24 protein-coding genes and 1 tRNA gene are annotated in these 24,703 nt (G+C 58.0%); 8 read left to right on the forward strand and 17 right to left on the reverse strand.

What is annotated here, in order from left to right:
• Positions 1-112 precede the first annotated feature (112 nt).
• The 16 genes from FE702_RS04470 to iscR form a co-directional block, all read right to left on the reverse strand.
• The gene (locus FE702_RS04470; protein WP_147125070.1) at positions 113-2,662 is read right to left on the reverse strand and encodes an HWE histidine kinase domain-containing protein; all 2,550 of its coding nucleotides are present in this window, start codon (positions 2,660-2,662) and stop codon (positions 113-115) included.
• 134 nt (positions 2,663-2,796) lie between these two features.
• The gene (locus FE702_RS04475) at positions 2,797-3,201 is read right to left on the reverse strand and encodes a response regulator (protein WP_186826981.1); all 405 of its coding nucleotides are present in this window, start codon (positions 3,199-3,201) and stop codon (positions 2,797-2,799) included.
• Between the two features lie 943 nt (positions 3,202-4,144).
• Positions 4,145-4,221, reverse strand: a tRNA-Arg gene (locus FE702_RS04480).
• A 78-nt stretch (positions 4,222-4,299) separates the two neighbouring features.
• On the reverse strand, positions 4,300-5,523 hold the full coding sequence (locus tag FE702_RS04485; RefSeq protein WP_147125072.1) for a cysteine desulfurase: 1,224 nt from the start codon (positions 5,521-5,523) through the stop codon (positions 4,300-4,302).
• Positions 5,520-6,086, reverse strand: a complete 567-nt coding sequence (locus FE702_RS04490) for a YIP1 family protein (RefSeq protein ID WP_147125073.1) — start codon at positions 6,084-6,086, stop codon at positions 5,520-5,522. Before FE702_RS04490 ends, FE702_RS04485 begins: the two co-directional genes overlap by 4 nt.
• Entirely contained in the window at positions 6,083-6,580 is a 498-nt protein-coding gene (locus FE702_RS04495; protein ID WP_147125074.1) for a hypothetical protein, read from the reverse strand. Before FE702_RS04495 ends, FE702_RS04490 begins: the two co-directional genes overlap by 4 nt.
• Positions 6,581-7,879 (reverse strand): SufB/SufD family protein, encoded by a 1,299-nt coding sequence (locus FE702_RS04500; RefSeq protein WP_147125075.1) that lies wholly within the window; start codon positions 7,877-7,879, stop codon positions 6,581-6,583. It abuts the gene before it with no gap.
• A complete protein-coding gene (gene sufC, locus FE702_RS04505; RefSeq protein ID WP_147125076.1) occupies positions 7,879-8,634 on the reverse strand; it encodes a Fe-S cluster assembly ATPase SufC in 756 nt (251 codons plus the stop codon). Before sufC ends, FE702_RS04500 begins: the two co-directional genes overlap by 1 nt.
• A gap of 91 nt (positions 8,635-8,725) precedes the next feature.
• A complete protein-coding gene (locus FE702_RS04510) occupies positions 8,726-9,244 on the reverse strand; it encodes a hypothetical protein (RefSeq protein ID WP_147125077.1) in 519 nt (172 codons plus the stop codon).
• 81 nt (positions 9,245-9,325) lie between these two features.
• Positions 9,326-9,496 carry a hypothetical protein gene (locus FE702_RS18535; RefSeq protein WP_186826982.1) on the reverse strand — a complete coding sequence of 57 codons (171 nt, stop codon included), beginning with the start codon at positions 9,494-9,496 and terminating at the stop codon, positions 9,326-9,328.
• Positions 9,493-9,720 (reverse strand): hypothetical protein, encoded by a 228-nt coding sequence (locus FE702_RS04515; protein WP_147125078.1) that lies wholly within the window; start codon positions 9,718-9,720, stop codon positions 9,493-9,495. Before FE702_RS04515 ends, FE702_RS18535 begins: the two co-directional genes overlap by 4 nt.
• 3 nt (positions 9,721-9,723) lie before the next feature.
• On the reverse strand, positions 9,724-10,035 hold the full coding sequence (locus tag FE702_RS04520) for a heavy metal-binding domain-containing protein (protein WP_147125079.1): 312 nt from the start codon (positions 10,033-10,035) through the stop codon (positions 9,724-9,726).
• 20 nt (positions 10,036-10,055) lie between these two features.
• Positions 10,056-10,814 carry a class I SAM-dependent methyltransferase gene (locus tag FE702_RS04525; RefSeq protein WP_147125080.1) on the reverse strand — a complete coding sequence of 253 codons (759 nt, stop codon included), beginning with the start codon at positions 10,812-10,814 and terminating at the stop codon, positions 10,056-10,058.
• 25 nt (positions 10,815-10,839) lie between these two features.
• A complete protein-coding gene (gene sufB / locus FE702_RS04530; protein WP_255449583.1) occupies positions 10,840-12,366 on the reverse strand; it encodes a Fe-S cluster assembly protein SufB in 1,527 nt (508 codons plus the stop codon).
• Between the two features lie 13 nt (positions 12,367-12,379).
• Entirely contained in the window at positions 12,380-13,423 is a 1,044-nt protein-coding gene (locus FE702_RS04535) for a cysteine desulfurase family protein (RefSeq protein ID WP_147125081.1), read from the reverse strand.
• Between the two features lie 71 nt (positions 13,424-13,494).
• The gene (gene iscR, locus FE702_RS04540) at positions 13,495-13,953 is read right to left on the reverse strand and encodes a Fe-S cluster assembly transcriptional regulator IscR (RefSeq protein WP_147125082.1); all 459 of its coding nucleotides are present in this window, start codon (positions 13,951-13,953) and stop codon (positions 13,495-13,497) included.
• Between the two features lie 199 nt (positions 13,954-14,152).
• Between iscR and FE702_RS04545 the strand changes: the two genes are divergently transcribed.
• The 8 genes from FE702_RS04545 to tmpT all read left to right on the forward strand — a co-directional run bounded on the left by FE702_RS04545 (position 14,153) and on the right by tmpT (position 20,540).
• Complete coding sequence (locus FE702_RS04545; protein WP_147125083.1) at positions 14,153-14,806, forward strand: alpha/beta hydrolase; 654 nt, start codon at positions 14,153-14,155, stop codon at positions 14,804-14,806.
• A 15-nt stretch (positions 14,807-14,821) separates the two neighbouring features.
• Entirely contained in the window at positions 14,822-15,046 is a 225-nt protein-coding gene (locus FE702_RS04550) for a hypothetical protein (RefSeq protein WP_147125084.1), read from the forward strand.
• Positions 15,043-16,194: an HD domain-containing protein gene (locus FE702_RS04555; RefSeq protein ID WP_255449584.1), complete on the forward strand. Its 1,152-nt coding sequence runs from the start codon at positions 15,043-15,045 to the stop codon at positions 16,192-16,194. The genes FE702_RS04550 and FE702_RS04555 overlap by 4 nt, the downstream gene beginning before the upstream one ends.
• A gap of 180 nt (positions 16,195-16,374) precedes the next feature.
• Positions 16,375-18,570 carry an NADP-dependent isocitrate dehydrogenase gene (locus FE702_RS04560; protein ID WP_147125085.1) on the forward strand — a complete coding sequence of 732 codons (2,196 nt, stop codon included), beginning with the start codon at positions 16,375-16,377 and terminating at the stop codon, positions 18,568-18,570.
• Between the two features lie 104 nt (positions 18,571-18,674).
• Positions 18,675-18,899 carry a hypothetical protein gene (locus FE702_RS04565; protein WP_147125086.1) on the forward strand — a complete coding sequence of 75 codons (225 nt, stop codon included), beginning with the start codon at positions 18,675-18,677 and terminating at the stop codon, positions 18,897-18,899.
• Between the two features lie 36 nt (positions 18,900-18,935).
• A complete protein-coding gene (locus FE702_RS04570; protein WP_147125087.1) occupies positions 18,936-19,553 on the forward strand; it encodes a YitT family protein in 618 nt (205 codons plus the stop codon).
• Between the two features lie 10 nt (positions 19,554-19,563).
• Complete coding sequence (locus tag FE702_RS04575; protein WP_147125088.1) at positions 19,564-19,899, forward strand: DMT family transporter; 336 nt, start codon at positions 19,564-19,566, stop codon at positions 19,897-19,899.
• Positions 19,900-19,901: 2 nt separating this feature from the next.
• Positions 19,902-20,540, forward strand: coding sequence for a thiopurine S-methyltransferase (gene tmpT / locus FE702_RS04580; protein ID WP_147125089.1), 639 nt, complete (start codon positions 19,902-19,904; stop codon positions 20,538-20,540).
• Positions 20,541-20,744: 204 nt separating this feature from the next.
• Here tmpT and FE702_RS04585 read toward each other — a convergent pair whose 3' ends face one another.
• Entirely contained in the window at positions 20,745-24,401 is a 3,657-nt protein-coding gene (locus FE702_RS04585; protein WP_147125090.1) for a vitamin B12-dependent ribonucleotide reductase, read from the reverse strand.
• Between the last annotated feature and the right edge of the window lie 302 nt (positions 24,402-24,703).

The raw sequence follows: 24,703 nt of genomic DNA on the forward strand, positions 1-24,703 counted from the left end.
GGTTTGAGGCAACGTCCATAAAAACGATTTTGTGCTCATTCCTTGTGCGACTACTGTCGATTCCTTCACGAGACCAACAGATCAACCTGCCCGCATCGTGATGCCTGGGTGATCAAAGGTCACTCATTTCCCCCGCAAGACTATTGAGTGCGTCAATCAAATCGTGATCAGTGACAGGCTTGGTCAGGACTGTTTTCTCTTTGAGATAGCCGGGAAAATTGTGTTGTTCGCCGTAGCCCGTGACGAACAGAAACGGGATCCGCCGCGCGAGGAGTTCATCAGCGACTTTAAAGCTGGTCTCACCGTTGCTCAGGTTGACATCAAGTAGAGCAAGGCCGGGAGAAACCTGTTCTAGGTAGGCTACGGCGCGTCTGACGTTTGGAACCATTTCGACATCGGCAAATCCCACATCCAAAAGGGTCTGCTTCAACTCCCTGGCGATCATGAAGTTGTCCTCCAAGACCATTACACGGCGCTCTTTCAGAGAGTTTGAGTTGCTTGCCGGTGCGGTGTCCTCAGTCGACCCGTTGGGCTTTTCATCGCCGCCGATACTGCTCAATGCAGTCCCGGGCAGAACGATCCTAGCTTCGAGACCAGTTGGCGCAAAAACGACGTCTGCCGTACCACCCATTTCATAAGGCACAGCCTGTTGAATTAGGGTGGTTCCGAACCCAAAGGCTTCGGGTTTCACCACGGACGGGCCACCTGACTCTTTCCAGCTAAGCTTTAGTCCGTCGTCGGTCTTGCCCAACTGAATTTCCAGCCGACCATAAGGTGTTGAGAGCGCCCCGTATTTTACGGCGTTGGTGATCAACTCATGTATCACAAGGCCAAAGATCGGCGCGCTGTCAGCACGAATTTCGGCGTCGGTTCCCAGCACCTGCATTTGCGAAGAATTCTCTTCAACGTGAGGGGCCGCTTCCAGCTCGATTATGCGGCGGACAGAAACCGCCGTCTGTGCTGAGCCAGCGCCAATGTTATGCGCAGCAGCAAGGGCGAAAATGCGAGCCTCCAGTGCGTGTGAATAACTCTCGAGTGACCCGCCTGCGCGTCGTGCTTGGGTGGAGACGGATTTAATCAACGACAGAATATTTCGGACGCGGTGGTTCAGCTCGTTGATCATCAGGTTCTGCTGCCGCGTCAAATCAGCAAGAAAACTTTGTCGTTCCGCAGCACTGAGCAACGGCCATAGCTGGCGCATCAAATGCAGGTCATCTTCGGACCAAGGCTTTGATTTGCCCCTGACCTCCTCAAGGTATGTTGAAAACGAATTTCTGGGTTGAATTCGAAGTTTGCTCTCCACAACCTCCACGGTCTTGGATGGATTGCCTGCCCAATGGATTTTGTCCGAGATTTCGCGTCGGAAAACCTGCAAGCAGCGTTTATCTTCGAAAACGGTAACCAGCGCCCCGGCAAACCCGCTCAAGTGTGGCGAAAGCTCGGGCAAGGCTTCGGTCAAAGCCGTTTCCGCCAAGACCTGACTGGGGTTTTGGCGGGCCTTTTGGGACAATGCATCGATCACGGCAGTTTCAGGCACGTCACCAAATGAGAAGTATTCCGACCCGTTGGTCATCGCGACGCCAACAACATCAAGGGTCTCGGCAATTGACGGGCCAACACGGTTTAGCATCCCTTGAAGGTCTTCACCGCTGCTGAGTTCGTCTTTCACGTCCGACTGAAGATCGTCGATCGCGCGTGAAAGACGAATTTCTTCCTCTCGTTGGATGAGCTCCAGTTTCAACCTCAGGATCGGCATAAAGGTCAGAAGCAAATGGCGCAGATTTGCCGGCACGACGTCGGGCTTCACACTGTGAAACGAGACATATCCCCAAAGCTGGTCCTTCAAGATGATGGACAGCGTCATCGTGGCCCCCACCCCGAAATTCTGGAGGTACTGCATGTGTACGGGCGATACCCCACGCAGCAGGGCATGGGTCATATCAAGCGGCGACTCATCAGGGCTTTTCGCAAGCAACGAAATGGGCTTCTGCGAAACGTCCGCGATGACCCTTAGCGGCGTGATGCGCATAAGCTCGCGGGCTTGAGCCGGAATGTCATGGCTTGGGAAGCAAAGACCAACCAAGGGCTCGACAAGACTACTACGAGCCTCTGCGAGAACTTCTCCGTTCCACTGATCATCGAACTTGATGATAGACACCCGGTCAAAACCAGTGAGGTGCCGCAGCAGTTCGACGGTTGTTTCAAACAGCTCGGTGAGAGTGCTGCAGAACTCAATTTGTTGAATCAAGAGAGCGCGATCGCGTTCTCGGCTGGGTTCGAGGTCAGACGGGCCGAGCGGTTCAATCTCTAGCACGCACCGCGCGCCCGCCTTGCAAGCATGCACCGAATATGGTGCGTCGTCTTTTTCGTACTGTCCAAGGAAACGGCGACCGTCGGCAAAATCCTCGGTGCCGATTGCGTTTCTCAACCCATGCCAGATCGGAGACCCTAGCAGGGACGCAACCGTTTCTTCAAATAGGTCGGCGACAGGTCTACCAAACAGCTCGCCGCTATTTTCGCTCGCTTGGCAGATGGCCCAGTCTTCCACGTCGCAAGCAAGCAAGAAACCTATGGGCTGGATTGTGCCGGGTATGTGCGCGGGTTCGGCAGCGCATGTCTCAAGCGCTTCCTGCATTTGCTCGTCAGTGAGGTGCAGCGACATGGGCGTCCTATCTAGGAAGCACTCAGCAGTGCTTCCTTCCGCAAGTTATTTACCTCGAAATTAAGATACCCGCGCAAAGGTCAAGTCACAGACCAATAGTCCAAGTGTTGGTTTTGGACCCAGACCCTATGCCCCTAGGACTGCAATAGCCGTTCTACAGAAGATAGAAGAACGTCCTCTGTCACGGGCTTTGCAAGCGTCTCAGCGGCCCCAACGGTTCTTGCAGTGGTTTTGCTTAGGAGTGCCAAATCACTGGGCTTGGTTTCTGCAAAGCTCCCGGAAATCGCAAGGACCGGAACCCTGCTGTCTTGCAGTTGCTTGATGTGAGAGATGAAGGTTATCCCACCTTCGTCGCGATCACCGTCCTCTCCGTAGATAAACAGATCGGCGATAACGATGTCGTATTTGGCCTGTTGGAAGTGCTCAAAGGCACGCATCACAGATGTTACTACGTCGACGCTGTGGCCAGCACCGGTCAGCATCTTCTTGTAGCTGGTCGCAAGTGGTAGGTCGTCTTCGAGAAGCAGAATATGTGCCAAACCTGCACTTCCTTTCTTTGCTCCCTGCCCTTTCAAATAGGACTGTAGGACAAGAACGCCATTTCTCTCATCTTATCATGGGTTTACTGCCTAGCGGTCAAGACCGTGCAGCAAAACGCAGATTCTTCAAACAGGCGTGTTGCCGCATCTCCGAAGGGTTACACGGTCAAAATTCAAACTGAGCAATCAAAGGCAACGCTTATGGGCTCAAAGTATTCGGCAAGCGTGGTAAAGCCGTCAGCGGATTCTTTCGCGGCTCAGGGCTTACGCCCGCCTAGGGGATCACCCGCGCCGCATCGCGCGTTTTCAGCGTCCGCCTGCTAAGGGATATGACTGGGTAAGGGGTGTTTCCGGCGAGCGGCATGTATTTTTTTGGAGGCTTCGACAGACAGTGAGGCGGGCACTTGGCGAACTCGCGCGTTGCCTAGGCCACGTGCTTTTGCACTTTGCCGTTCTTTTCAAGCGCCGCCGGCACCCCCGCGATGACTTCATCCACAAGAAGGTTGGAAAGATCCGCTGCCAAGACAAATCGGAAATACACGCCCTGAGCTTTTTTCCAGGTAGCGTCGTATAACCTTGTCGGGTTTGCGTCGCCCGATACTACGGCGGGATCCGAACCATTTCACAATTCTTCTAGGTAACGCTGGCCTTTTCTCGGCAATCCCAAGGCTATCAGTATGTCAAGAGATCGGTACGACCTTGCTCGGTTCGACGTGTTCGAATCGTCGCGGCCGTCGTCGTCGCGAAAAATAAACGCCTCGCCGAAGTTCGATGCTCATATTTGCCACTTTATGACCCCGATAGCGGGACAGCAAAATTCCGGCAACGAAAGGAATTTGTGTACCAAATAGGTTCGGTATCCTGACCTGCTTCCCCGTCCTCCCAATTTTCTCAACGAAAACAGCGGCATAACGACATAATCATCTGAAGCATTTGGAAAATTTGGCGGACCCAAGAGGATTCGAACCTCTGGCCTCTGCCTTCGGAGGGCAGCGCTCTATCCAGCTGAGCTATGGGTCCTTGTCTCACCGGCTATAGCGATCACAACGGGACAGCACAACCGTCCGCGAACGGATGTGCAGCAAGATGTTTCACGTCCTAAGCGAAAAGCTCGTGGCAGAGTTCAAGAGCCTCAACCAAAGTGTCGACCTCTTCAGTCGTGTTGTACATAGCAAAAGACGCACGGGCCGTGGCGGGCACGCCCATGTGCTCCATCAACGGCTGTGCGCAGTGATGCCCTGCCCTGACCGCGATGCCCTTTTTGTCCAGCACTGTCGAAATGTCATGAGCATGCGCCGCACCATCCAACGTAAAGGAAAAGATCGCGCCCTTGTCAGGCATCGTGCCTTGCACGTTGAGCCAGTTCAAACCGCCCAGTTTCGTGGCAGCGTAGTCGCGCAATGTGTCTTCATGCGCGGCAATCGCGTCCATGCCGACACCCATCATGTAGTCGAGCGCCGCACCCAAACCGATCTGCTGCACGATCCCCGGCGTGCCGGCTTCGAACTTCATCGGTGCATCGTTCCACGTCACCGTGTCTTTGTGGACCTCGCGGATCATGTCGCCGCCGCCAATGAAGGGGCGCATCTCGTCCATGCGCTCTTTCTTGATATAGATCGCACCAGACCCTGACGGGCCGTAAAGCTTATGCCCAGTGACAGCATAGAAATCACAATCAAGATCCGTGACGTCGACCGGCATGTGCGCTGCGGCCTGTGATCCGTCGGCCAAGACCGGCACACCTTTTTCATGCGCTGCTGCCGTGATGGCCTTGATGTCCACCTTAGTGCCAAGGACATTGGACAGGTGTGTCAAAGCCACCAGTTTCGTCTTTGGCCCGATCGCATCAATCACAGCTTGGGTGTCCAGGGCACCGCGGCTATCGACATCGACCCACTTCAGAACGACGCCCTGCCGTTCGCGCAGAAAATGCCACGGTACAATGTTGGCGTGGTGCTCCATCACGCTCAGAACAATCTCATCGCCAGCCTGCATGCGCGGCATCGCCCAGCCGTAGGCCACAAGGTTGATCCCCTCGGTCGTGCCAGAATTAAAGACGATTTCGTCCTCTGACGGCGCATTCAGGAACTTGGCGATTGTGCCACGGACACTTTCGTATTTGTCGGTCGCAAGATTAGACAGATAGTGCAAACCCCTGTGAACGTTCGAGTATTCGTGTGAATACGCCGTAGAAATGGCGTCGATTACCACCTGCGGCTTTTGTGCCGATGCGCCGTTGTCGAGATACACCAATGGTTTCCCATTCACCTCACGGCTTAGGATTGGGAAGTCTGCTCGGATCTTTTGAACGTCATAGGTCATACGGACGATACCCCGACAAGTGTGAGAAGAAACGACATACCCAAAGTCACACCAACAAACGCCATAAACAGCAGGAACGCAGCACGGCCAACCGACCCAAGCTGATGCAATTCGTCAATAAAGACGAGCAACACCCAAATGATCACCAGCGTTAGTGCGACCCCGAACAATGTCCCCAAACCGGGCGACATAAGGATCAGAAACCCCTGAACCACCTGCCCGGCCAGAAACAAGGCCTGCATCCACGCCATGACAAGGATTGAGCTTGGCAAATCCCCTGTGCCCTTCATGGCCTGACCGGTGAAGTAGATCATGAAGGCCAGAATGGTGGTGAGACACATCATCATCCCTGCCACGATCCCGGGTTGAAGAGGCATGCTCTCTGGTGTCAGGCGCAATGCCTCGCCACCAGACATCAGAAAACTCAGGATCACGCTTAGAACAACGGTCAGGCCAAGCGCCGAAAACGCGATGTCACGCGTGGGGTTAAGGCTCAGCAGCACACGCGCCGCCTGACGCGGGTTGGTAAAGCTTTCGCCTATCAAGTTGAGAAACGCCGTCATGCAGCCTGCCCTGCGGGAGCGCGTTCGGCCTCTCGGAAATTGAGCGACCACATTACGATGAAAACGCCAAACCAAATCGCCCCAACCACGGTATTTTGGATGCCGTCGCCAATGAACCCGGCCACAAGCCCCGACAGCACGATGAACGGTGATGAAGCCAAAAGGCTCCAGAACAGCGCAAGCCGTGCGTTATACCAGCCGCCTTTGGGTTTGAACGGCAAGGCCAGAATATGTGTCAGAGCCCCCAGCCCGTACATGACGAGCGGCAGCAAAAAGAGCAGCGCAAACAGGTCATTTGAAATCAGCTCCACCAATGGCGTTTCCGTCAGATGCGCTTCACGCGCACGGGCGGGCCACCGGCTGATGAACAGGATCAAACAGCCTGCGAACAGGATCGCAATCGCACGATCCTCTCTTTGACCAGCATCCAAAAGGCGGCGCATGACTTTGCGCGGCCTCGTGTAGCTTTGAACGATATCGCGTGTGACCGGCACCTATGCCCTCAACCACTGTTCAAGGCGTGTCTGCACCATTTCGGCCAATGCCTCGTCGTCAATCTCTTCCAGCGCTTCAGCCAGGAACGATAAGGTCAGAAGGTTGATCGCCTCGGCATGCGGCACCCCGCGCGACCGCAGGTAAAACAGCGCCGCCTCATCAATCGCGCCGGATGTCGAGCCGTGCGAACAAGCCACGTCATCGGCGTAGATTTCGAGCTCCGGCTTGGCCAAGAACTGGCTGTCATCATCCAGCAAGAGCGATTGGCTGATCTGGTAACCGTCGGTTTTCTGCGCGTGCGGTTGAACGAGGATCTTGCCCTGAAACACGCCCACGGCCCCGTTGCGCAGGACCTTCTTGAACACCTGACGGCTTTCGCAGTTCACAGCATCATGAGTGATATAAACCGTGTCGTCGTGGTGGACGTTGCCATCGCCCAGACATGCGCCAGCCACATGGGCCACAGCGTCGTCGCCTGTCAGTTCCATTATCGTTTCGTTGCGCGTCAACACGCCTTGCGCAGTCAGGCCAAAGCTCTTGAACGTGCTTTCATTGCCAAGCCGCGCAAAGGTGTTGGTCAGCGTATGACGGTCGGCAACCGGCTCTTGCATCCGCAGGTGGTGGAAAGCGGCTTTGTCGGCGATATCGACCTCAAGCATCACATTGGACCGGGCGCCTGCGGTGCCCTCTTCCAGCAAAGTGAGGCTTGCGCCTTCGTCGACTTTAATGACGTGGTGAATCATAGCGTCGCCACCGTTCGAGCGATAGCTGATGCGGATCGGGCGTGACGCCGCACCACTGACCCGAATAACCAGCCCGTCGCGTGCGGCTGCAGTATTCAGAGCAGCCAGCGGACGGGGCACGCTGCGGTAAAGCGCGGCACCGTCTTTGGCGGGCGCGGTATTCGCCGCGTTTTCAAGAACGCCATAAAGGCCCTTGGCCCAGTGCAGATCAACGTCCGCCGCATCGACCAGCGTCTCGATGGTTACACCCTCGAGCATCATGTCGTCCGACGCATCCGCGTCCAGCACGCCATCCACAAAGGTGATCGTCAGCGGTTTGGCCGCGTCGAATACGTCAAGTGTGTCAGTCGACGTCGCAAATTCTGCCGCCTCTGTTGTGTAGGCCGCCGGATTGGTGAACTTCCAATATTCGTCGCGGCGCACGGGCATCCCCAGCGCAGCAAGGCGCACGCGCGCCTCGTCCTGTGCCGCCTTGGCCCAGGCACCGTCAAACGGCGCAGGCAGCGCGGACAGCGTTGCCTCGGTCAGGTCCTGTTTCGCTTTGGGCAATGCCATTACGCCATCTCCGCCAAAAGGTCGGCGTAGCCGTTGTTTTCAACTTCCAGAGCCAGCTCTGGGCCGCCGGATTTGATGATCTTGCCGTCAGCCATGATGTGAACGACATCCGGTTTGATGTGATCGAGCAGGCGCTGATAGTGCGTGATGACAAGGAAGGTGCGGTTTTCGTCACGCAGGGCATTCACGCCCTGAGACACCAGTTTCATCGCGTCGACGTCCAGACCCGAGTCCGTTTCGTCAAGAATACACATCTTGGGTTCCAGCATCGCCATCTGCAGGATTTCGTTGCGCTTTTTCTCACCGCCCGAAAAGCCCACGTTGACCGGACGCTTCAGCATGTCGGCGTCGATCTTGAGGTCTTTGGCCTTGGCGCGCACGACCTTCAGAAAATCGCCTGCGCTCAGTTCCTCTTCGCCGCGCGCCTTGCGCTGGGCGTTTACCGCTGTGCGGAGGAAGGTCATGTTGCCGACACCCGGGATCTCGACCGGATATTGGAACGCAAGGAAAAGGCCCGCCGCCGCGCGCTCTTCTGGCTCCATCTCAAGAATGTCTTCGCCGTCCAGCGACGCTTCGCCTTCGGTCACTTCATAGCCGTCGCGGCCTGACAGGACATAGGACAAGGTCGATTTACCCGAGCCGTTCGGCCCCATGATCGCGTGGACCTTACCGGCCTCCAGTTCAAGGTTCACACCTTTGAGGATTTGCTTGTCCTCTTCTTCCAGGCTCACGTGCAGGTTCTTAATGCTCAGCATGGGGTCCTCATACAGGCTAAGGCCCCGGTGGTGCGCTGCACCCGGGGCGAAGTGTTCAACAGATAGGTGGATTGCGCCCGAAGGCGCGTGTTTATGCGTCCGCGATCAGCGGAACGATATGGGTTTTGGTCAGGTCGAGCCCCGTTTCCAACGCGGGCACGGCAAGCCCGGACCAGAGTTCTGTCGGCGCAGGCACCTGCTCGGCGCCCATGGCGGGCGCAAAGAGAAAGCACGCGGTCGCTGCCGCTGCAAATTTCGGCATCCAGCCAACCACAGCCAAAATGCGCATCCCGACGATGCCCAGTGCCACGACAAGCAATAGATCGGCGACGCGTGTGTCGCCCGGAATGGGAAGCGACACTTCTGCATTCGTCAGTGCAGCAGATACCGGCGCAGTCTTGAGAATGATCGTACAAAGGATCGACACCAGCGCCACGGCCATCAGTGAACCGGCCATTCCCGAGCTCCCGCTCAGCTTGCGCTTGCGCGGCGGCGGAGCCATGGGTTTCGTCCCCTCGGCATCCTCGGCCTGCTGGATCGTCTTGCCGGAGTGAATGCGCTTCAGCCGCTGCTGGAATTCCTGATTTTGCGCGTTCTGTGACACAGCCATGCACGATCCCTCCCTCTGTCGATGACAGACGGGCTAAATCCGCAAAGGGGCCGGAATGCGGCAGGTTTTGGGAATTCGCGATCATTTCCAAAGCCCTAGAACTGTGTTCCCGAAGAGCGACCCGAGAAAGCCGCTGACGGCTGCAATGGAAACGACCTGCCAAGCGGCAAGCGCATCCGTGATCATGTCGACCACAAAGGCCAGCGACGCACAGAAAACTCCGGTCAGGATGGCGGCAAACAGTCTGATCATTGCGCCTGCCCCCGCTTGCTCCACACCCAAAGCGCAAACCGCAGGAGCGCAAGGCCAAAGATCGCTGCCCACATCGCAACCGAGCTGGACGCGCCCAAGGCCATCGCCGTCAGGAACGCACCGCCCAACACGACCAGACCGATCACCAGCCACACAAAAACGGGCAGATGACCGCCTGCATTCGTGCCTTGGCGTGTATGGCTTGTATGTTGAGCGCGCGACATGGATCAGCCCACCGTCACCGCTGTGCCGGAGGCCGACACCATCAGCATGTTGTTGATCACTTCGTAATCCAGATCGACGCCGACGACGGCGTTGGCCCCTTTGGCCGCCGCGCGCTCTTCCAACTCGCGCAGGGCGGTTTCGCGGGCCTCACCAAGCGATGCCTCATACGCGCCCGAGCGGCCACCAATGATATCGGTGATCCCAGCGAACACATCGCGGAAGATGTTCGCGCCCAAGATCGCTTCGCCCACCACAACGCCGTGGTAAGCCCGAATGGTTTGGCCTTCAATCGAGGGGGTAGTTGTGACGATCATATCCGTTTTCTCCCAAGCGCTCATGCGGCAATGGCCTGCGCGGCCGTTTGCGGTTTGGCAACGACCATCAGCGACAGCCCGAAAGGATAGCCCCCCTTCGCCACACGCCGCGCTTCGCTGGCGAACAGGCGATGGAACAGACGGTTCACAAAACCCGACGGAACAGACATCCCGCTGGAAATCGCGGGCCGCAGAATGCGGTCCTTGAGCCGGGCGATCAGCGCCAGCGGGAACAGGATCGTGTTGAAATACCCGACCTGCTCAACCTGCCAGCCAGCTTCTTCAAACGCGCTGCGCAGACCATCCGCGTTGTACCGGCGGAAATGGTGCATAGCCTCGTCATGCTGGCTCCACAGCCATTGATAGGCCGGGACGGTCAGGAAAAGCCGCCCGTCGGGCGACAGGTTTTCCCGGATCGCCACCAGCGCCTCAACATGCGGCTCGACATGTTCAAGGACATCAAACATCCCAACCACATCATAAGTCTGCCCCGCAAACACCGCTGCATCCGGCAGCGCCCCGTCACGCACATCAACACCTTCAAAGCGTTCAGCAATCATTGCGCGCCCGCCCGGGTGCATCTCGACCGCCTCGACCTGACCGAATTCTTGCAGCAATGGAATGTTCACACCCGACCCTGCCCCGATCTCAAGGATCCGGGCATCGCTGCCCCGCGTCAGGTAGCGGTCGAACACAGCCGTCAGGATCGCAAGACGGCCCTGATACCACCAATGCGTCGACTGGACCTTGTGGGTTTCGGTGTAGCTGATTTCTTCCATCTGGCTAGCCAGCTTGGCGTGGGTTTTACCCCACAGACCCTTCCAACGAAATCGCCACTAGCTGCTGCGCTTCCATGGCGAACTCCATCGGGAGCGCTTGAAGCACTTCCTTGCAGAACCCGTTCACGACCAGTGCCACAGCCTCTTCCTCATCCATCCCGCGCGAGCGGCAGTAGAACAGTTGGTCGTCATCCACCTTGGACGTCGTGGCCTCATGTTCGACCCGTGACGAGTTATTCTTGACCTCGATGTAGGGCACCGTGTGCGCCCCGCATTTGTCGCCGATCAGAAGGCTGTCGCATTGCGTGTAGTTGCGGCTGTCCTTGGCCTTTGGGTGCATCGACACCAGACCGCGATAGGTGTTCTGCGCCTTGCCCGCGCTGATGCCTTTGGAAACGATCCGCGACTTGGTGTTCTTGCCCAGATGCACCATCTTCGTGCCGGTGTCCGCCTGCTGCATGTTGTTGGCGATGGCGATGGAGTAGAACTCACCCTGCGTGTCGTCGCCGCGCAGGATGCAGCTTGGGTATTTCCACGTCACGGCAGAGCCGGTTTCTACCTGCGTCCACATCACCTTGGCCCGGTCGCCCCGGCAATCGGCGCGCTTGGTGACAAAGTTATAGATGCCGCCCTTGCCCTCTTCATCACCCGGGAACCAATTCTGCACGGTGGAATACTTCACCTCTGCATCCTCCTCGATGATGATCTCGACCACGGCTGCGTGAAGCTGCGCGGTGTCACGCTGCGGCGCGGTGCAGCCTTCGAGGTAGGAGACGTAGGACCCTTTGTCAGCAATGATCAGCGTGCGTTCAAACTGACCGGTGTTTTCCGCGTTGATGCGGAAGTACGTCGACAATTCCATCGGGCAGCGCACGCCCGGCGGCACGTAGACAAACGAGCCGTCCGAAAAGACCGCCGAGTTCAGCGTCGCATAGTAGTTATCCGTGACCGGCACGACCGACCCCAGATACTTTTTCACCAGTTCCGGATGCTCGCGGATCGCTTCGGAGATCGAGCAGAAAATGACACCAGCCTTTTTCAGTTCCTCTTGGAACGTCGTCCCTACGGACACCGAGTCAAAGACCGCGTCCACAGCGACCTTGCGCTCTTCCTCCGGTGCCTCAACACCGGCCAGCAGCGCTTGCTCTTTCAATGGGATTCCAAGCTTGTTGTAGGTTTCCAGCAGCTTGGGGTCGACCTCGTCCAGCGACTTCGGCTTTTCAACCATGCTCTTGGGCCGCGCATAGTAATACTGATCCTGAAAATCGATCTCAGGATAGGTCACCATCGCCCAGTCGGGCTCGTCCATCTTTTCCCAACGGTCGAACGCACCCAGACGCCATTCGGTCATCCACTCGGGCTCTTCGTTCTTTTCCGAGATCAGGCGCACGATATCTGGGTTCACGCCCTTGGGCGCGTACTCCATCTCGATCTCGGTTTCCCAACCATGCTTGTATTTCCCGGCAAGCGCGGCGACCTTTTCAACGGTTTCCGCTTCGACGCCTTCCTTGGCGGTCATCTCTGGCGCGACGGCTGTGTCATGTGCGTTCATTGCGGTCATTCCCCTATGCGGCTTTCGCCCGGATTTTCTCGTATTTCGCGGCCCATGTATCGGCGAACCGCGCGATGTCTTCTTCTGTCGTGGCGGGCCCGATCGAGACCCGGATGGCCTGAGAGGCCAGTGCTTCGTCGTATCCCATCGCCGTCAAGACACGGCTGGCGCGAACCTTGCCGCTGCTGCAGGCTGACCCGGCGGAGACTGCAAACCCCGCAAGGTCCATCTGCATCACCTGAGTCTCGCCTTTCCATCCTGGTGCAATGAAACACGCAGTGTTGGGAAGCCGCGACGCGCCTTTTCCGACAAAAATAATCTCCTTAAAGCGATCTTCCAGAGTTATTTCTAGAATATTTCTAAATTCTTCAACCCTGGACCACACGCCCGTCTCAAGATCGCGTTGCGCAGCGGCCGCCGCCGCTCCAAATCCTGCGATCCCGATGACATTTTCGGTCCCAGACCGGCGGCCCATCTCTTGTCCGCCGCCTTTGATCTGGGCAGGCACATCAACACCCTGCCGGACAACCAACGCCCCGATCCCTTTTGGCCCGCCCAGCTTATGCGCCGAAATCAACGCCATCTGCGCCCCGGACCATGAAAACGCCACAGGCACCTTGCCAAACGCCTGCGTCATATCTGACAGCGCCAAGCCCTCTGGCAGCGACTGCATCACGCCGGTTTCGGAATTCGCCAATTGCAGGACTGACCGCGACGGGTCTTCTACCCTCACACGGCCATCCGCATCGACAGGCAGGCTGTCATCCACCCATGAACCGACAGCATCATGTTCCACCGCGGCCCCATGTAGGCTGCGGCCCGCCAGCGCCAGCGCTGCGGCCTCGGTCGCCGAAGAGGTAAAAATCACGTCCGCCCCAGATGCGCCCATGGCATCCGCCACCTGAGCGCGTGCTTTTTCCACGATGGCTTTCGCGGCGCGGCCTTCGGCATGGACAGAGGACGGGTTCCCCATCACCTCCATGGCCGCGATCATGGCGTCGCGGGCCTCGGACCGCAAAGGCGCGGTGGCGTTATAGTCTAGATAAACACGCTGCACTTAGCTGCTCTTCATCTTTCTACAAAAACTCCGGGGGAGACGCGCGATACGCGCGGCGGGGGCAGCGCCCCCTATTCGTCCACCACTTCAAAAAGCGAGGGCACCGCCGGGCATGGCGTCAACTCGTTCTTCACCACATCGCTCAGCCGGGTCTGGTGCAAGAACACGTAGACATGCGCGCTCAACCCCTCCCACAACCTGTTCGTCATAGATTGGGCCCGGCTACCCGACGCACCGCCTGAGGCGCCTGCGCCTTTGTGCATCGCGCTGACGGTCTCATCCACTGCGCCCAGGATTTCAGATACGCGAATATCACTGGCTGGCCGCGCCAGACGGTACCCGCCGCCAGGCCCGCGCACGGATGCCACCAGTCCCGCACGGCGCAGCTTTACGAAAAGCTGCTCAAGGTAGGCCAGCGAGATGTCCTGCCGCTTGGAGATTTCACCGAGGGAGACAAGCGCATCCTGCGACTGCAGCGCCAGATCGGCCAAGGCAACCATCGCGTAGCGCCCTTTCGTCGACAGCTTCATAATGCCCCCTCACGCCACTTGACCGGTCCACGTCACCCTGCGTTGAAAAACGCTATCGGATTGACCTTGGCATCACCCTTGCTTAACTGCTTTCAGCACGTTCCCGGACCCGTCCGGATTTAGAACAATTCTAAAGTATAGCGCCCAGCAGGGTCAACCCACGACCGTCTCTGTCCGGCACTGCAAACAAAGGACCCAGATGCCCGAAGTCATCTTCCCGGGACCCGAAGGCCGGCTTGAAGGCCGCTATCACCCGCAGAAACAAAAAGACGCCCCAATTGCCATCATCCTGCACCTGCATCCGCAGTTCGGCGGAACGATGAACAACCGCGTCGTCTATAATATGCACTACGCGTTCTACAACATGGGCTTTACGGTCCTGCGGTTCAACTTCCGCGGTGTTGGGCGCTCGCAGGGGGAATATGATCAGGGCGTTGGCGAACTCAGCGATGCCGCCTCGGCGCTGGATTACCTGCAATCGATGAACAACAACTCCAAGCATTGCTGGGTCGCTGGCTTCAGTTTTGGTGCGTGGATTGGGATGCAGCTCTTGATGCGCCGCCCCGAGATCACGGGATTTGTGTCCGTTGCTCCGCCTGCCAATCTTTACGACTTCTCGTTCCTTGCGCCCTGCCCGTCCTCAGGCCTGATCATCAACGGCACCGCAGACCGCTTTGCGCCGCCAGCCGATACCGAGGTGCTTGTGAACAAGCTGCATGAGCAAAAAGGCATCACGATCACCCATGAGCAAATCGAAGGGGCAGGTCACTTCTTTGAAGATCCGCATATGGATACGCTGATCGACACCACGACCTCCTATGTGCAGCGCCGCCTGACAGAAAACACACGATAAGGCGGCGAGAAGCTCATGAGCACCATCGACTCTTTGGCCTCCAAGCTGGCCGATGATGTGCTGGCCGCACAGGAAGAGACGGGCAATGACCGTCTCTTTGTCGAAATCGGTCAGGTCTTGGCGGCAGCTTCTCAAACGCTCGAAGAAGCGTTCCTGACCGAATGCCGGGTGCGCATGGCCGAGCAAAAGGCCCGCGCAGCGCTTGAGCGAACGCTTGCCGCCCATCGCGGGGCACAGTGACACGGCTTGATCAACAAATCGCCTTCCTGATGGAGGCGGACAAGCTGAAACAGGTGACCAGAGCAAACACGCTTCTGGATCAAAGCCGACAGGAAAACACGGCAGAGCATTCGTGGCACGTTGCGATCTGGGCCGTGCTTCATGGGCACGACATCGATCCTGCGGCTGATATTGGTCGCGTCATCGCGATGCTACTGATCCATGACCTGGTTGAGATCGAGGTTGGAGACCATCCGATCCACCTTGTCACTGACTGGGATGCGGTCGCGAAGGCCGAAGACGCAGCAGCAGAACGCATTTTCAGGCTGTTGCCAGAGGATCAAGCCGGCGTCTTCCTTGGCCTTTGGCGCGAGTTTGAGGCGGCTGAGACACCCGATGCGCGGTTGGCCAAGATCATCGACACCACACAGCCCATCTTTCAGGTTCTGCGCGCAGAACCTTGGGACCCAAGTCACGTCGCGATTGTGCGTGAAAACCTCAGCACCGGGCGCGCAAGGAACCTCGCGCGCCGCTGGCCAGAAGCCGCCGAGACGGCGAAAGCCTTGCTTGCAGGACAACCGACACCTGACAATCGCCTGGCTCGAACGCTGGATTTCCTCAGTGACATTGACCGGCTGAAATCCGTTGACCGCGCCACCCTGATTTCAGGGGGTGCGCGCCGCGAAAACTCCGCCGAGCATTCGTGGCACCTTGCTTTGATGGCTTTGGTGCTGGCCACCGACGCAAAGGTATCAGCGGCTGAGGTCGTGCGCATGATGCTCGTGCATGACATTGTAGAGGTGGACGCAGGCGACAATCCAATTTTTGCATCCTACGACCCGGCCGACATGGCGATGCAGGAACTGGCTGCGGCAGACCGCCTCTTTGGTCTTTTGCCCGCACCGTTGAATGCGGATTTGCGCGCTGTTTGGGACCGGTTTGAGGCAAATGCGACGGCGGAGGCCCGCTTTGCCAAATCGCTCGACCGGTTCCAACCACCGCTAATGAACCTGAACACCGGCGGTGGCAGTTGGGTAGAATATAACGTCACCTTTGACATGGTCGCTGAACGGGTAGGCGCAAAGATCGCCAGCGGTGCGCCTTGGTTGTGGGCGTGGATCGAGCCGCAGGTAGAAGGTTTTTTCAGAGAACGCGCGTCCCGGACTTGACCTGAGGCCTCGCCCCCAAAAGGGCTGCACGTTCATCGAGCCCTCGGGTCAAGCCCGGGGCGCGGCTCTGAATATTTCTCCTGCGGCAAAACAGTATACAATCGCATACCATATTGCTTGCGACGGTCTGATCCGTTATGGCGCAGCCAACGCAAACGTACCCGAAGAGAAGGGACCTTCATGTCAGATTTCACCGGAACCGACATTGTCTATACCACCGTGGACGAAGCCCCGGAACTTGCCAGCGCATCCTTGCTGCCAATCGTGCGTCGCTTTGCCAAGGCTGCGGGGATCAATGTCGAAACCCGCGACATCAGCCTTGCTGGCCGTATCATCGCAACCTTCCCAGAGGTTCTGACCGATGCGCAGAAACAAGATGACCACCTCGCCGCGCTTGGCGAATGGGTCAAAACCGCCGACGCCAACGTGATCAAGCTTCCAAACATCTCGGCTTCTGTGCCGCAGCTGCTCGAAGCGATCAAAGAGCTGCAGGACAAAGGCTACGCCCTGCCCGACTATCCGGCTGATCCACAAACCGACGAAGAAAAAGCCGTGCGCGCACGCTATGACACGATCAAAGGGTCTGCTGTGAACCCGGTTCTGCGCGAGGGCAACTCTGACCGTCGCGCGGCCAAAGCCGTAAAGAATTTTGCCAAGGCCAACCCGCACCGGATGGGCAAATGGGTTTCCGACAGCAAGACCCATGTCGCGTCGATGGCCGGGAATGATTTCTACGCCAATGAGACATCGACAACCGTGACGGAGGCGCAGGCTGGTCCCGCAAAGATCGAACTGAACGGCAAAGTTCTAAAAGACGGCATCGAGCTTGCCGAAGGGACCGTTTGCGACGCGTCGTTCATGTCAGCAGGCGCGCTGCGTGCCTTCCTGCGGTCCGAAATCGACAGCATGGAACCCGGCGTTCTGTTCTCGTTGCACATGAAAGCCACGATGATGAAGGTCTCCGACCCGATCATCTTTGGCCACGCTGTATCGGTATATCTTGAGCCCTTCTTCGCCAAGCATGGCGACAAGCTGAAAGAACTGGGGGCCAATCCAAACGGTGGCATTGGGTCGATTGAGACCGCAATTGCCGGCAACGCGGAATTGGAGGCTGATCTGAAAGCCGCCCTGTCCGCTGGCCCTGACATGTACATGGTGAACTCGGACAAGGGCATCACCAACCTTCACGTGCCATCGGACGTCATCATCGACGCCTCCATGCCAGCCGTGATCCGCGCAGGTGGCAAAGGTTGGGGTCCTGACGGCAACGAAGCCGACACCAAATGTGTGATCCCGGATCGCTGCTACAGCTCGGTCTATGACGAGACGATCAACTTCTTCAAAGCCAACGGCGCGCTGGATGTGACCACGTCGGGTACCGTGCAGAACGTTGGCCTGATGGCGCAAAAAGCCGAGGAATACGGGTCGCACCCAACCACCTTTGAGATTGCCGAGGCGGGCACGATCAAAATGATCGCAGCCAATGGCGATGTCCTGCACGAGCATGCGGTTGAGGCTGGCGATATCTGGCGCTCTTCCACCGCGAAAAAGCTGCCGATCGAAGACTGGGTGAAGCTCGCTATGGATCGTCAGGCCGCAACCGGCGCGCAGGCGATCTTTTGGCTGGATGCCAACCGCGCGCACGACGCGCAGTTGATCGAAAAGGTGAAGCCAATCCTTGAAGCCGCTGGTGTTGCAGACAAATTCCAGATCATGGCGCCACGCGAGGCGACCCGCCTGACGCTGGAAACGATCACCAAAGGTGAAGACAGCATCGCAATCACCGGCAACGTGCTGCGGGATTACCTGACCGACCTTTTCCCAATTCTTGAACTGGGCACATCGGCCAAAATGCTGTCGATCGTGAAACTGATGCAAGGCGGCGGTCTTTTTGAAACCGGTGCTGGGGGTTCCGCGCCCAAACACGTGGACCAGTTGGTCGAAGAAAACCACCTCCGCTGGGATTCGCTGGGCGAGTTCTGCGCGCTGGGCGAAAGCTTTGACTTCCTTGCGACAGCCAAGAGCAACGCCAAGGCGGCCGTTCTGGCAAAGGGTGTCGAAGCGGCCACACAAGGCGTGCTGGACTTCAACCGCTCGCCCGGCCGTAAAGTTGGTCAGCCAGACAACCGTGACAGCCACTACTGGTTTGCTCGTTATTGGGCAGAAGCCCTGGCCGCGCAATCGGATGACGCCGACATCGCAGCCGAATTTGCACCAGTTGCCAAGGCATTGGCCGAAGGCGAAGAGGCGATCGTCGGTGAACTGGCCGCCGTGCGCGGCAAGCCTGCCGATATTGGTGGTTACTACAAAGCGGATGCTGACAAGCTTGCCGCTGTTATGCGTCCAAGCGGCACGCTGAACGCCATCATCGGCTAAGGCCGACACACCGATGCAAGATCAAGAACCGCCCGCTAAACAGCCGGGCGGTTCTTTCGTTTCAGGGCTGGACAACCGCCGCCTGTTCCGGTCCGCATGACCGCATGCGACGCGCATTCCGTGTAATCCTCGCCTTGTTCGGCACACTGGTGACTCTGCTCGCGCTGCTATGTGCGGCAGCAGGCATTTACTTTGCCTTCTTCGCCACCTGCATCGATACCGCTGACTGCAAGGATGTCGATACGGTCGTCATCCTGATGATTTACGCGACACTGTCGACAGGCATCGTCGGCGTTGGCGCGCTTTGGGCCGCTTGGGCAATGAAATGACTTGCCCGCCTGCCCGGTCCGATCCACCTATGCGCCATGGCAGAAACAGAACCACATAAACGGCTGGAACACTCGTGGCTTGAGGACGCGCAGGCCTTTGTCCTTGGCACGGCACTCTGCGCTCTGGGCGTTCAACTGCTCACGCATCTGGGGCTCATTACCGGACAAACCGCCGGGTTGGGGGTCTTGATCAGCTATGTCTCTGATTGGCCCTTCGGAGCCGTGTTCTTTGCCGTCAACCTGCCCTTCTACGTTTTGGCTTGGATGCGGATGGGGCCACGGTTCACGATTAAAACCTTTGTGGCGGTGGCCATGGTCTCGGCCATGACCGAAATTCTTGGCCCTTTGGTCACGTTTGATACCGTCCATCCCATCGCCGGAGCCTTTCTTGCGGGCGCGGTCATCGGTATGGGTCTTATCGTGCTGTTCCGACACGGCGCATCCCTTGGCGGGATCGGTGTGCTGGCACTTTTTTTACAGGAACGGGCCGGAATTCAGGCCGGTTGGACGCAGCTTGGCTTTGACGCCCTTCTTTTTGCTGCCGCCTTCGCGGTACTGGATCCGTGGCTTGTCGTCTTTTCGCTGTTGGGCGCTGTCGTCGTAAACTTGATTATCGCCGTTAATCACCGCAAAGACAGGTATGTCGGCCGATAGGAGCGCTGCGATGCCCGTCACGTATATCTATCTGATTCTTGCCATCGTGGCCGAGACAATCGGCACGACCGCGTTGCAGGCGTCGCAACAGTTTTCGAGGCTCGGTCCGTCGGTCATCGTTGTCGTTGCCTACGCGGTGTCGTTTTACCTTTTGGCGCTGGCGCTCAAGACCATACCCGTTGGCATCGCCTATGCGGTGTGGTCCGGCCTAGGCATGGTGATGATCGCGGCCATCGGTTGGATCGTATTTCGCCAATCGCTGGATACGGCGGCCATCATTGGCCTTTCAATGATCCTGGGCGGGGTGCTTGTCATCCACCTGTTTTCCAACAGCGTGGGACACTGAACATGCAGCCTGAGTTTTGGCACGCGCGGTGGGCGGCTAACCGCATCGGCTTTCATGAAGGCCGGGTCAACACGCTGCTGGAGCAGCACGCAGAGCACCTGCCGACGCGGCCTGACTCAACGATCTTTGTCCCGCTCTGCGGTCGCGCGGTCGATATGCTTTGGTTGCGCGAACGCGGCGCAAGGATCATCGGCTCTGAATTGAGCGAGACGGCCGTGCGCGAGTTCTTTGAACTGGCCAACCTGCACCCGACGATCACACAACACGGACCTCTGACAGCTTTTGAGGCCGAGGGCATCTTGATCTATGCCGGTGACGTGTTCGAGCTGAGCGCGGATCAGCTTGGTCCGGTTGACGCCACTTACGACCGCGCCGCTCTTGTTGCGCTGCCTGAGGACATGCGCAGGCGTTATGCCAAGCATCTGGTGACATTGACGAACGCCGCGCCGCAATTGCTTATCTGTTTTGAATATCCCGAGGGCGCGATCACGCCGCCGCCGCATTCGGTGCCGTTGGATTGGGTCACGATGGCCTATCAGGACACCTACACCATCCGCGAATTGACCCGTGGTGCCATCACCGGGAACCTGAAAAACGAAGTCTCCGGACAGGAATACGTTTGCTTGCTGACCCCGCGCTGATCCTTGAGTTCCAAAGGCCTTCGAACGCAATTGCGCATGACGGCATAAAAAATGGCCGGGAACCAAGGTCCCCGGCCAGTCTCGCCACTCAAGCTCAAATATTGATACCGCTCGGTTTTCTGCCTGCGGCCTGAGCGTCGTTCGGAACGAACGCATCCGTTCCTGTCTCGTCCGGGGCAGACGTATCTGCCCCGGTATTCTGTATCAGCTACAGCCGGATGTCCCGCCGCAGGTGTTGCACTTCATGCAGGTGCCGTTGCGCACCAGCGTGTAGTTTCCGCATTCGCCGCAAGGATCACCTTCATAGCCTTGCATCTTGGCCTTGGCCGAAGCGTCCATCGTGATCGTGCCCGAAGTCAGGGCCGTCGCAGATGGGCTGGATACCTCTGGGACCAGCGTCGCCAATGCCGCGACGGGATCAACGGACGCATCGAGTGCCACTGCACCGGCCTGCCCGCCTTGGTACACGGTCAACTGCTGTGGCACACGGTTGCGGTGGTAGCCGGTCGACACCATCTGCTTGAGCACTTCGACCGATTTCACGGCAGCAGCGTCCGACGGCGTTTTGACGTTCGACACGCCTTCTGCTTCGCCACGGCCCAGATCGTCGAAAGTCGTGCCTTCGGGCTTCACATGGGCCAGTTCGGTGCGGTCCAGATAGGACACCGCCAGCTCGCGGAAGATGTAGTCGAGGATGGAGGTCGCGTTCTTGATGCTGTCGTTGCCTTGCACCATGCCCGCAGGTTCGAACTTGGTGAAGGTGAAGGCATCCACGAACTCTTCCAGAGGAACACCGTATTGCAAGCCAACCGACACGGCGATGGCGAAGTTGTTCATCATAGCCCGGAAGCCAGCGCCTTCCTTGTGCATGTCGATGAAGATTTCACCCAGCTTGCCGTCTTCGTATTCGCCGGTCCGCAAGTACACTTTGTGCCCGCCAACGATGGCCTTTTGAGTGTAGCCGCGACGCCGCTCTGGCATCTTTTCGCGCTCTTGGCGGATGACCTCTTTGACGACGACTTTCTCGACGATCTTTTCGGCCAGCACGGCGGCCTTTTCGTTGAGCGAGCCGGTCTCGAGGATCTCTGCCGCCTCGTCATCGTCCTCAACCAGTGCTGCAGCAAGTGGCTGCGAAAGCTTTGATCCGTCACGATAAATCGCGTTTGCCTTTACGCCCATCTGCCATGACCGCTCATACGCCTTTTGGACGTCTTCAATGGTCGCGTCGTTTGGCATGTTGATGGTCTTCGAGATAGCGCCCGAGATGAAGGACTGCGCCGCTGCCATCATGTCGATGTGGCTGTTCACGGACAGGAAGCGTTTACCCTTCTTGCCGCATGGATTGGCGCAATCGAACACGTTCAGGTGCTCTTCTTTCAGATGCGGCGCGCCTTCCAGCGTCATGGTTCCGCAGACGTGGTCGTTGGCGGCCTCAATATCGGCCTTTGAGAAGCCCAGCGACACCAGCAGGTCGAACGTGGGATCGTTCAGCTTTTCGGCTGGAATACCCAGAACGTCGGTGCAGAACTCTGCACCCAGCGTCCACTGGTTGAATACAAACCGGATGTCGAAGGCCGAAGGCAGCGCTGCCTCGATCTTGTCGATCTCGGCTTGGCCAAAGCCATGCCCCACCAGCGCGGTGTGGTTGATGCCCGGCGCGTTGCCCAGCGACCCGTGACCCACAGCATAGCTGATGATCTCGCCGATTTCCGACTGGCGGTAGCCGAGCGTTTCCAGCGCCGATGGCACCGAGCGGTTGATGATCTTGAAGTAACCGCCACCGGCGAGCTTCTTGAACTTCACCAACGCAAAGTCAGGCTCGATCCCTGTGGTATCGCAGTCCATGACCAGACCGATGGTCCCGGTTGGTGCGATCACAGACACCTGCGCGTTGCGGTAGCCATGCTGGATACCCAGTTGCAGCGCCTGATCCCATGCTTCCATCGCGATGCGGGGCAATCGAGTGTCGGGGCAATTTGCGTGGTCGAGCGCAACAGGCGTCACATTGACTTTGTCATAGCCGTCGGTCTTGCCGTGTGCCGCGTTGCGGTGGTTCGCAATCACGCGCAGCATGTGGTCCTTGTTCTTGGCGTAGCCCGCGAAAGCGCCCAGTTCCCCTGCGATTTCTGCAGATGTGGCGTAGGACACGCCGGTCATGATGGCGGTTAGCGCACCACACAGCGCGCGGCCTTCGTCGCTGTCATAGCCGTAGCCCATGTTCATCAGCAGACCGCCGATGTTGGCATAGCCCAGACCCAGCGTGCGGAAGTCGTAGGACTGCTGCGCGATCTCTTTCGATGGGAACTGTGCCATCATCACCGAGATTTCGAGCGTCAACGTCCACAGACGGGTCGCGTGCATGTAGTCTTCGACTTGGAACTCACCGTCCTTGTAGAAGGTCAGCAGGTTCATCGACGCCAGGTTACAGGCCGTATCGTCGAGGAACATGTATTCCGAGCAAGGGTTTGAGCCGCGGATTTCGCCATCTTCGGGGCATGTGTGCCAGGCGTTGACGGTGTCGTGGTACTGGATGCCCGGATCGGCACAGGCCCAGGCGGCGTGGCCAACCTGCTCCCACAAATCACGCGCCTTCACGGTCTTGGCGACCTTGCCGTCCACGCGGTTGATAAGGTTCCAGTCCGCGTCTTTTTCGACGGCATAGAGGAACGCATCGGTCACGCGGATCGAGTTGTTGGAGTTTTGGCCGGACACCGAGTTGTAGGCTTCACTATCCCAATCCGTGTTGTAGGTCGGGAATTCGATGCTGGTGTGGCCCTGCTTGGCATAATCCAGCACGCGCTTCACGTAGGTCTCTGGGATCTGGACCTTTTTCGCGGCGCGCACGGCGGTGCCGAGCGATTTGTTGACCTTTGGGTCATAGGCATCTTCTGCTTTGCCGTCCCATTGGCCGATCGCAGCGAAGATGTCGTTCAGCTTTTCTTCGTGCATCTTTGAGCCTGCGACGATGCTCGCCACTTTCTGCTCTTCGATGACCTTCCAGTTGATGAAGTCTTCGATGTCCGGGTGGTCTGCGTCACAGATCACCATCTTGGCGGCGCGGCGCGTGGTGCCACCCGATTTGATCGCACCGGCTGCCCGGTCACCGATCTTCAGGAAGCCCATGAGGCCCGACGATTTACCGCCGCCGGACAGCCCCTCGCCCTCACCGCGCAGCGATGAGAAGTTGGTGCCGGTGCCCGAGCCGTATTTGAAGAGGCGTGCTTCGCGGACCCACAGGTCCATGATGCCGCCATCATTCACCAGATCGTCTGAGACGGACTGGATAAAGCAGGCGTGTGGCTGTGGGTGTTCGTAGGAAGATTTGGATTTCGTCAGCTTGCCGGTCTTGTAATCGACATAGTGGTGACCTTGGGCCGGACCGTCGATGCCGTAGGCCCAGTGCAGACCCGTGTTGAACCATTGCGGGCTGTTCGGCGCCGCACGCTGGGTGGCCAGCATGTGGCGCATCTCGTCGTAGTAGGCGCGCGCATCTTCCTCGGTGGTAAAGTAGCCACCCTTCCAGCCCCAGTACGCCCATGCGCCAGCCAGACGATCAAAAACCTGCTTGGCGCTGGTCTCGCCACCCATCTCGGCGTCGTCGGTTGGCACGTGGCGCCACAGGAACTCTGGCACGCCTTTTTCTTTCACCGGCTTCAGGGCACTTGGGACGCCCGCCTTGCGGAAATATTTCTGGGCGATGACGTCGCTGGCGACCTGGCTCCATTCGGCAGGTACAGAGATGTCTTTGGCTTGGAACACGATGGTCCCGTCCGGGTTCCGGATTTCCGACGTGGTGGTCGTGAACGCGATACCTGCGTAGGCATCTTCTCCGGCGGTCGTATACGTCCGTTCAATCTTCATGATCTGCCTCATGTCCAAGCCCTGTTGCGGGCCAATCCAAACCTGCGCCGGTCACAAAGACACACCTCACCTGTCCGGTGTCGCCACCGCCATTACGTCGCTTGCGCTGGTGTAGTTATGTCCCTGCCAAACCCACTATATGTTGTGCTGTTCTGTCCGGCTCGCACAATCTGGCGTATGTCCTACTAAAGGGTCAACGACAATTTTTCGGAAATTCGCAGTTTTTGTCGTTGACGTAAGACGGTCATCTGAGTCGTGCATCTGGTGGGTGCGATTCATCCACAACACCAGATATTGATACT

It is taken from the genome of Shimia ponticola, assembly GCF_007995215.1.
Taxonomy (GTDB): domain Bacteria; phylum Pseudomonadota; class Alphaproteobacteria; order Rhodobacterales; family Rhodobacteraceae; genus Shimia_B; species Shimia_B ponticola.

What these genes read in the sequence shown, in the direction of transcription:
- FE702_RS04470 (WP_147125070.1), bottom strand. Translation starts at nt 2,662, where the DNA reads ATGTCGCTGCACCTCACTGACGAGCAAATGCAGGAAGCGCTTGAGACA.
- FE702_RS04485 (WP_147125072.1), bottom strand. Translation starts at nt 5,523, where the DNA reads ATGACCTATGACGTTCAAAAGATCCGAGCAGACTTCCCAATCCTAAGC.
- FE702_RS04490 (WP_147125073.1), bottom strand. Translation starts at nt 6,086, where the DNA reads ATGACGGCGTTTCTCAACTTGATAGGCGAAAGCTTTACCAACCCGCGT.
- FE702_RS04500 (WP_147125075.1), bottom strand. Translation starts at nt 7,879, where the DNA reads ATGGCATTGCCCAAAGCGAAACAGGACCTGACCGAGGCAACGCTGTCC.
- sufC (WP_147125076.1), bottom strand. Translation starts at nt 8,634, where the DNA reads ATGCTGAGCATTAAGAACCTGCACGTGAGCCTGGAAGAAGAGGACAAG.
- FE702_RS04510 (WP_147125077.1), bottom strand. Translation starts at nt 9,244, where the DNA reads ATGGCTGTGTCACAGAACGCGCAAAATCAGGAATTCCAGCAGCGGCTG.
- FE702_RS18535 (WP_186826982.1), bottom strand. Translation starts at nt 9,496, where the DNA reads ATGATCAGACTGTTTGCCGCCATCCTGACCGGAGTTTTCTGTGCGTCG.
- FE702_RS04515 (WP_147125078.1), bottom strand. Translation starts at nt 9,720, where the DNA reads ATGTCGCGCGCTCAACATACAAGCCATACACGCCAAGGCACGAATGCA.
- FE702_RS04520 (WP_147125079.1), bottom strand. Translation starts at nt 10,035, where the DNA reads ATGATCGTCACAACTACCCCCTCGATTGAAGGCCAAACCATTCGGGCT.
- FE702_RS04525 (WP_147125080.1), bottom strand. Translation starts at nt 10,814, where the DNA reads ATGGAAGAAATCAGCTACACCGAAACCCACAAGGTCCAGTCGACGCAT.
- sufB (WP_255449583.1), bottom strand. Translation starts at nt 12,366, where the DNA reads ATGAACGCACATGACACAGCCGTCGCGCCAGAGATGACCGCCAAGGAA.
- iscR (WP_147125082.1), bottom strand. Translation starts at nt 13,953, where the DNA reads ATGAAGCTGTCGACGAAAGGGCGCTACGCGATGGTTGCCTTGGCCGAT.
- FE702_RS04545 (WP_147125083.1), top strand. Translation starts at nt 14,153, where the DNA reads ATGCCCGAAGTCATCTTCCCGGGACCCGAAGGCCGGCTTGAAGGCCGC.
- FE702_RS04550 (WP_147125084.1), top strand. Translation starts at nt 14,822, where the DNA reads ATGAGCACCATCGACTCTTTGGCCTCCAAGCTGGCCGATGATGTGCTG.
- FE702_RS04560 (WP_147125085.1), top strand. Translation starts at nt 16,375, where the DNA reads ATGTCAGATTTCACCGGAACCGACATTGTCTATACCACCGTGGACGAA.
- FE702_RS04565 (WP_147125086.1), top strand. Translation starts at nt 18,675, where the DNA reads ATGCGACGCGCATTCCGTGTAATCCTCGCCTTGTTCGGCACACTGGTG.
- FE702_RS04570 (WP_147125087.1), top strand. Translation starts at nt 18,936, where the DNA reads ATGGCAGAAACAGAACCACATAAACGGCTGGAACACTCGTGGCTTGAG.
- FE702_RS04575 (WP_147125088.1), top strand. Translation starts at nt 19,564, where the DNA reads ATGCCCGTCACGTATATCTATCTGATTCTTGCCATCGTGGCCGAGACA.
- tmpT (WP_147125089.1), top strand. Translation starts at nt 19,902, where the DNA reads ATGCAGCCTGAGTTTTGGCACGCGCGGTGGGCGGCTAACCGCATCGGC.
- FE702_RS04585 (WP_147125090.1), bottom strand. Translation starts at nt 24,401, where the DNA reads ATGAAGATTGAACGGACGTATACGACCGCCGGAGAAGATGCCTACGCA.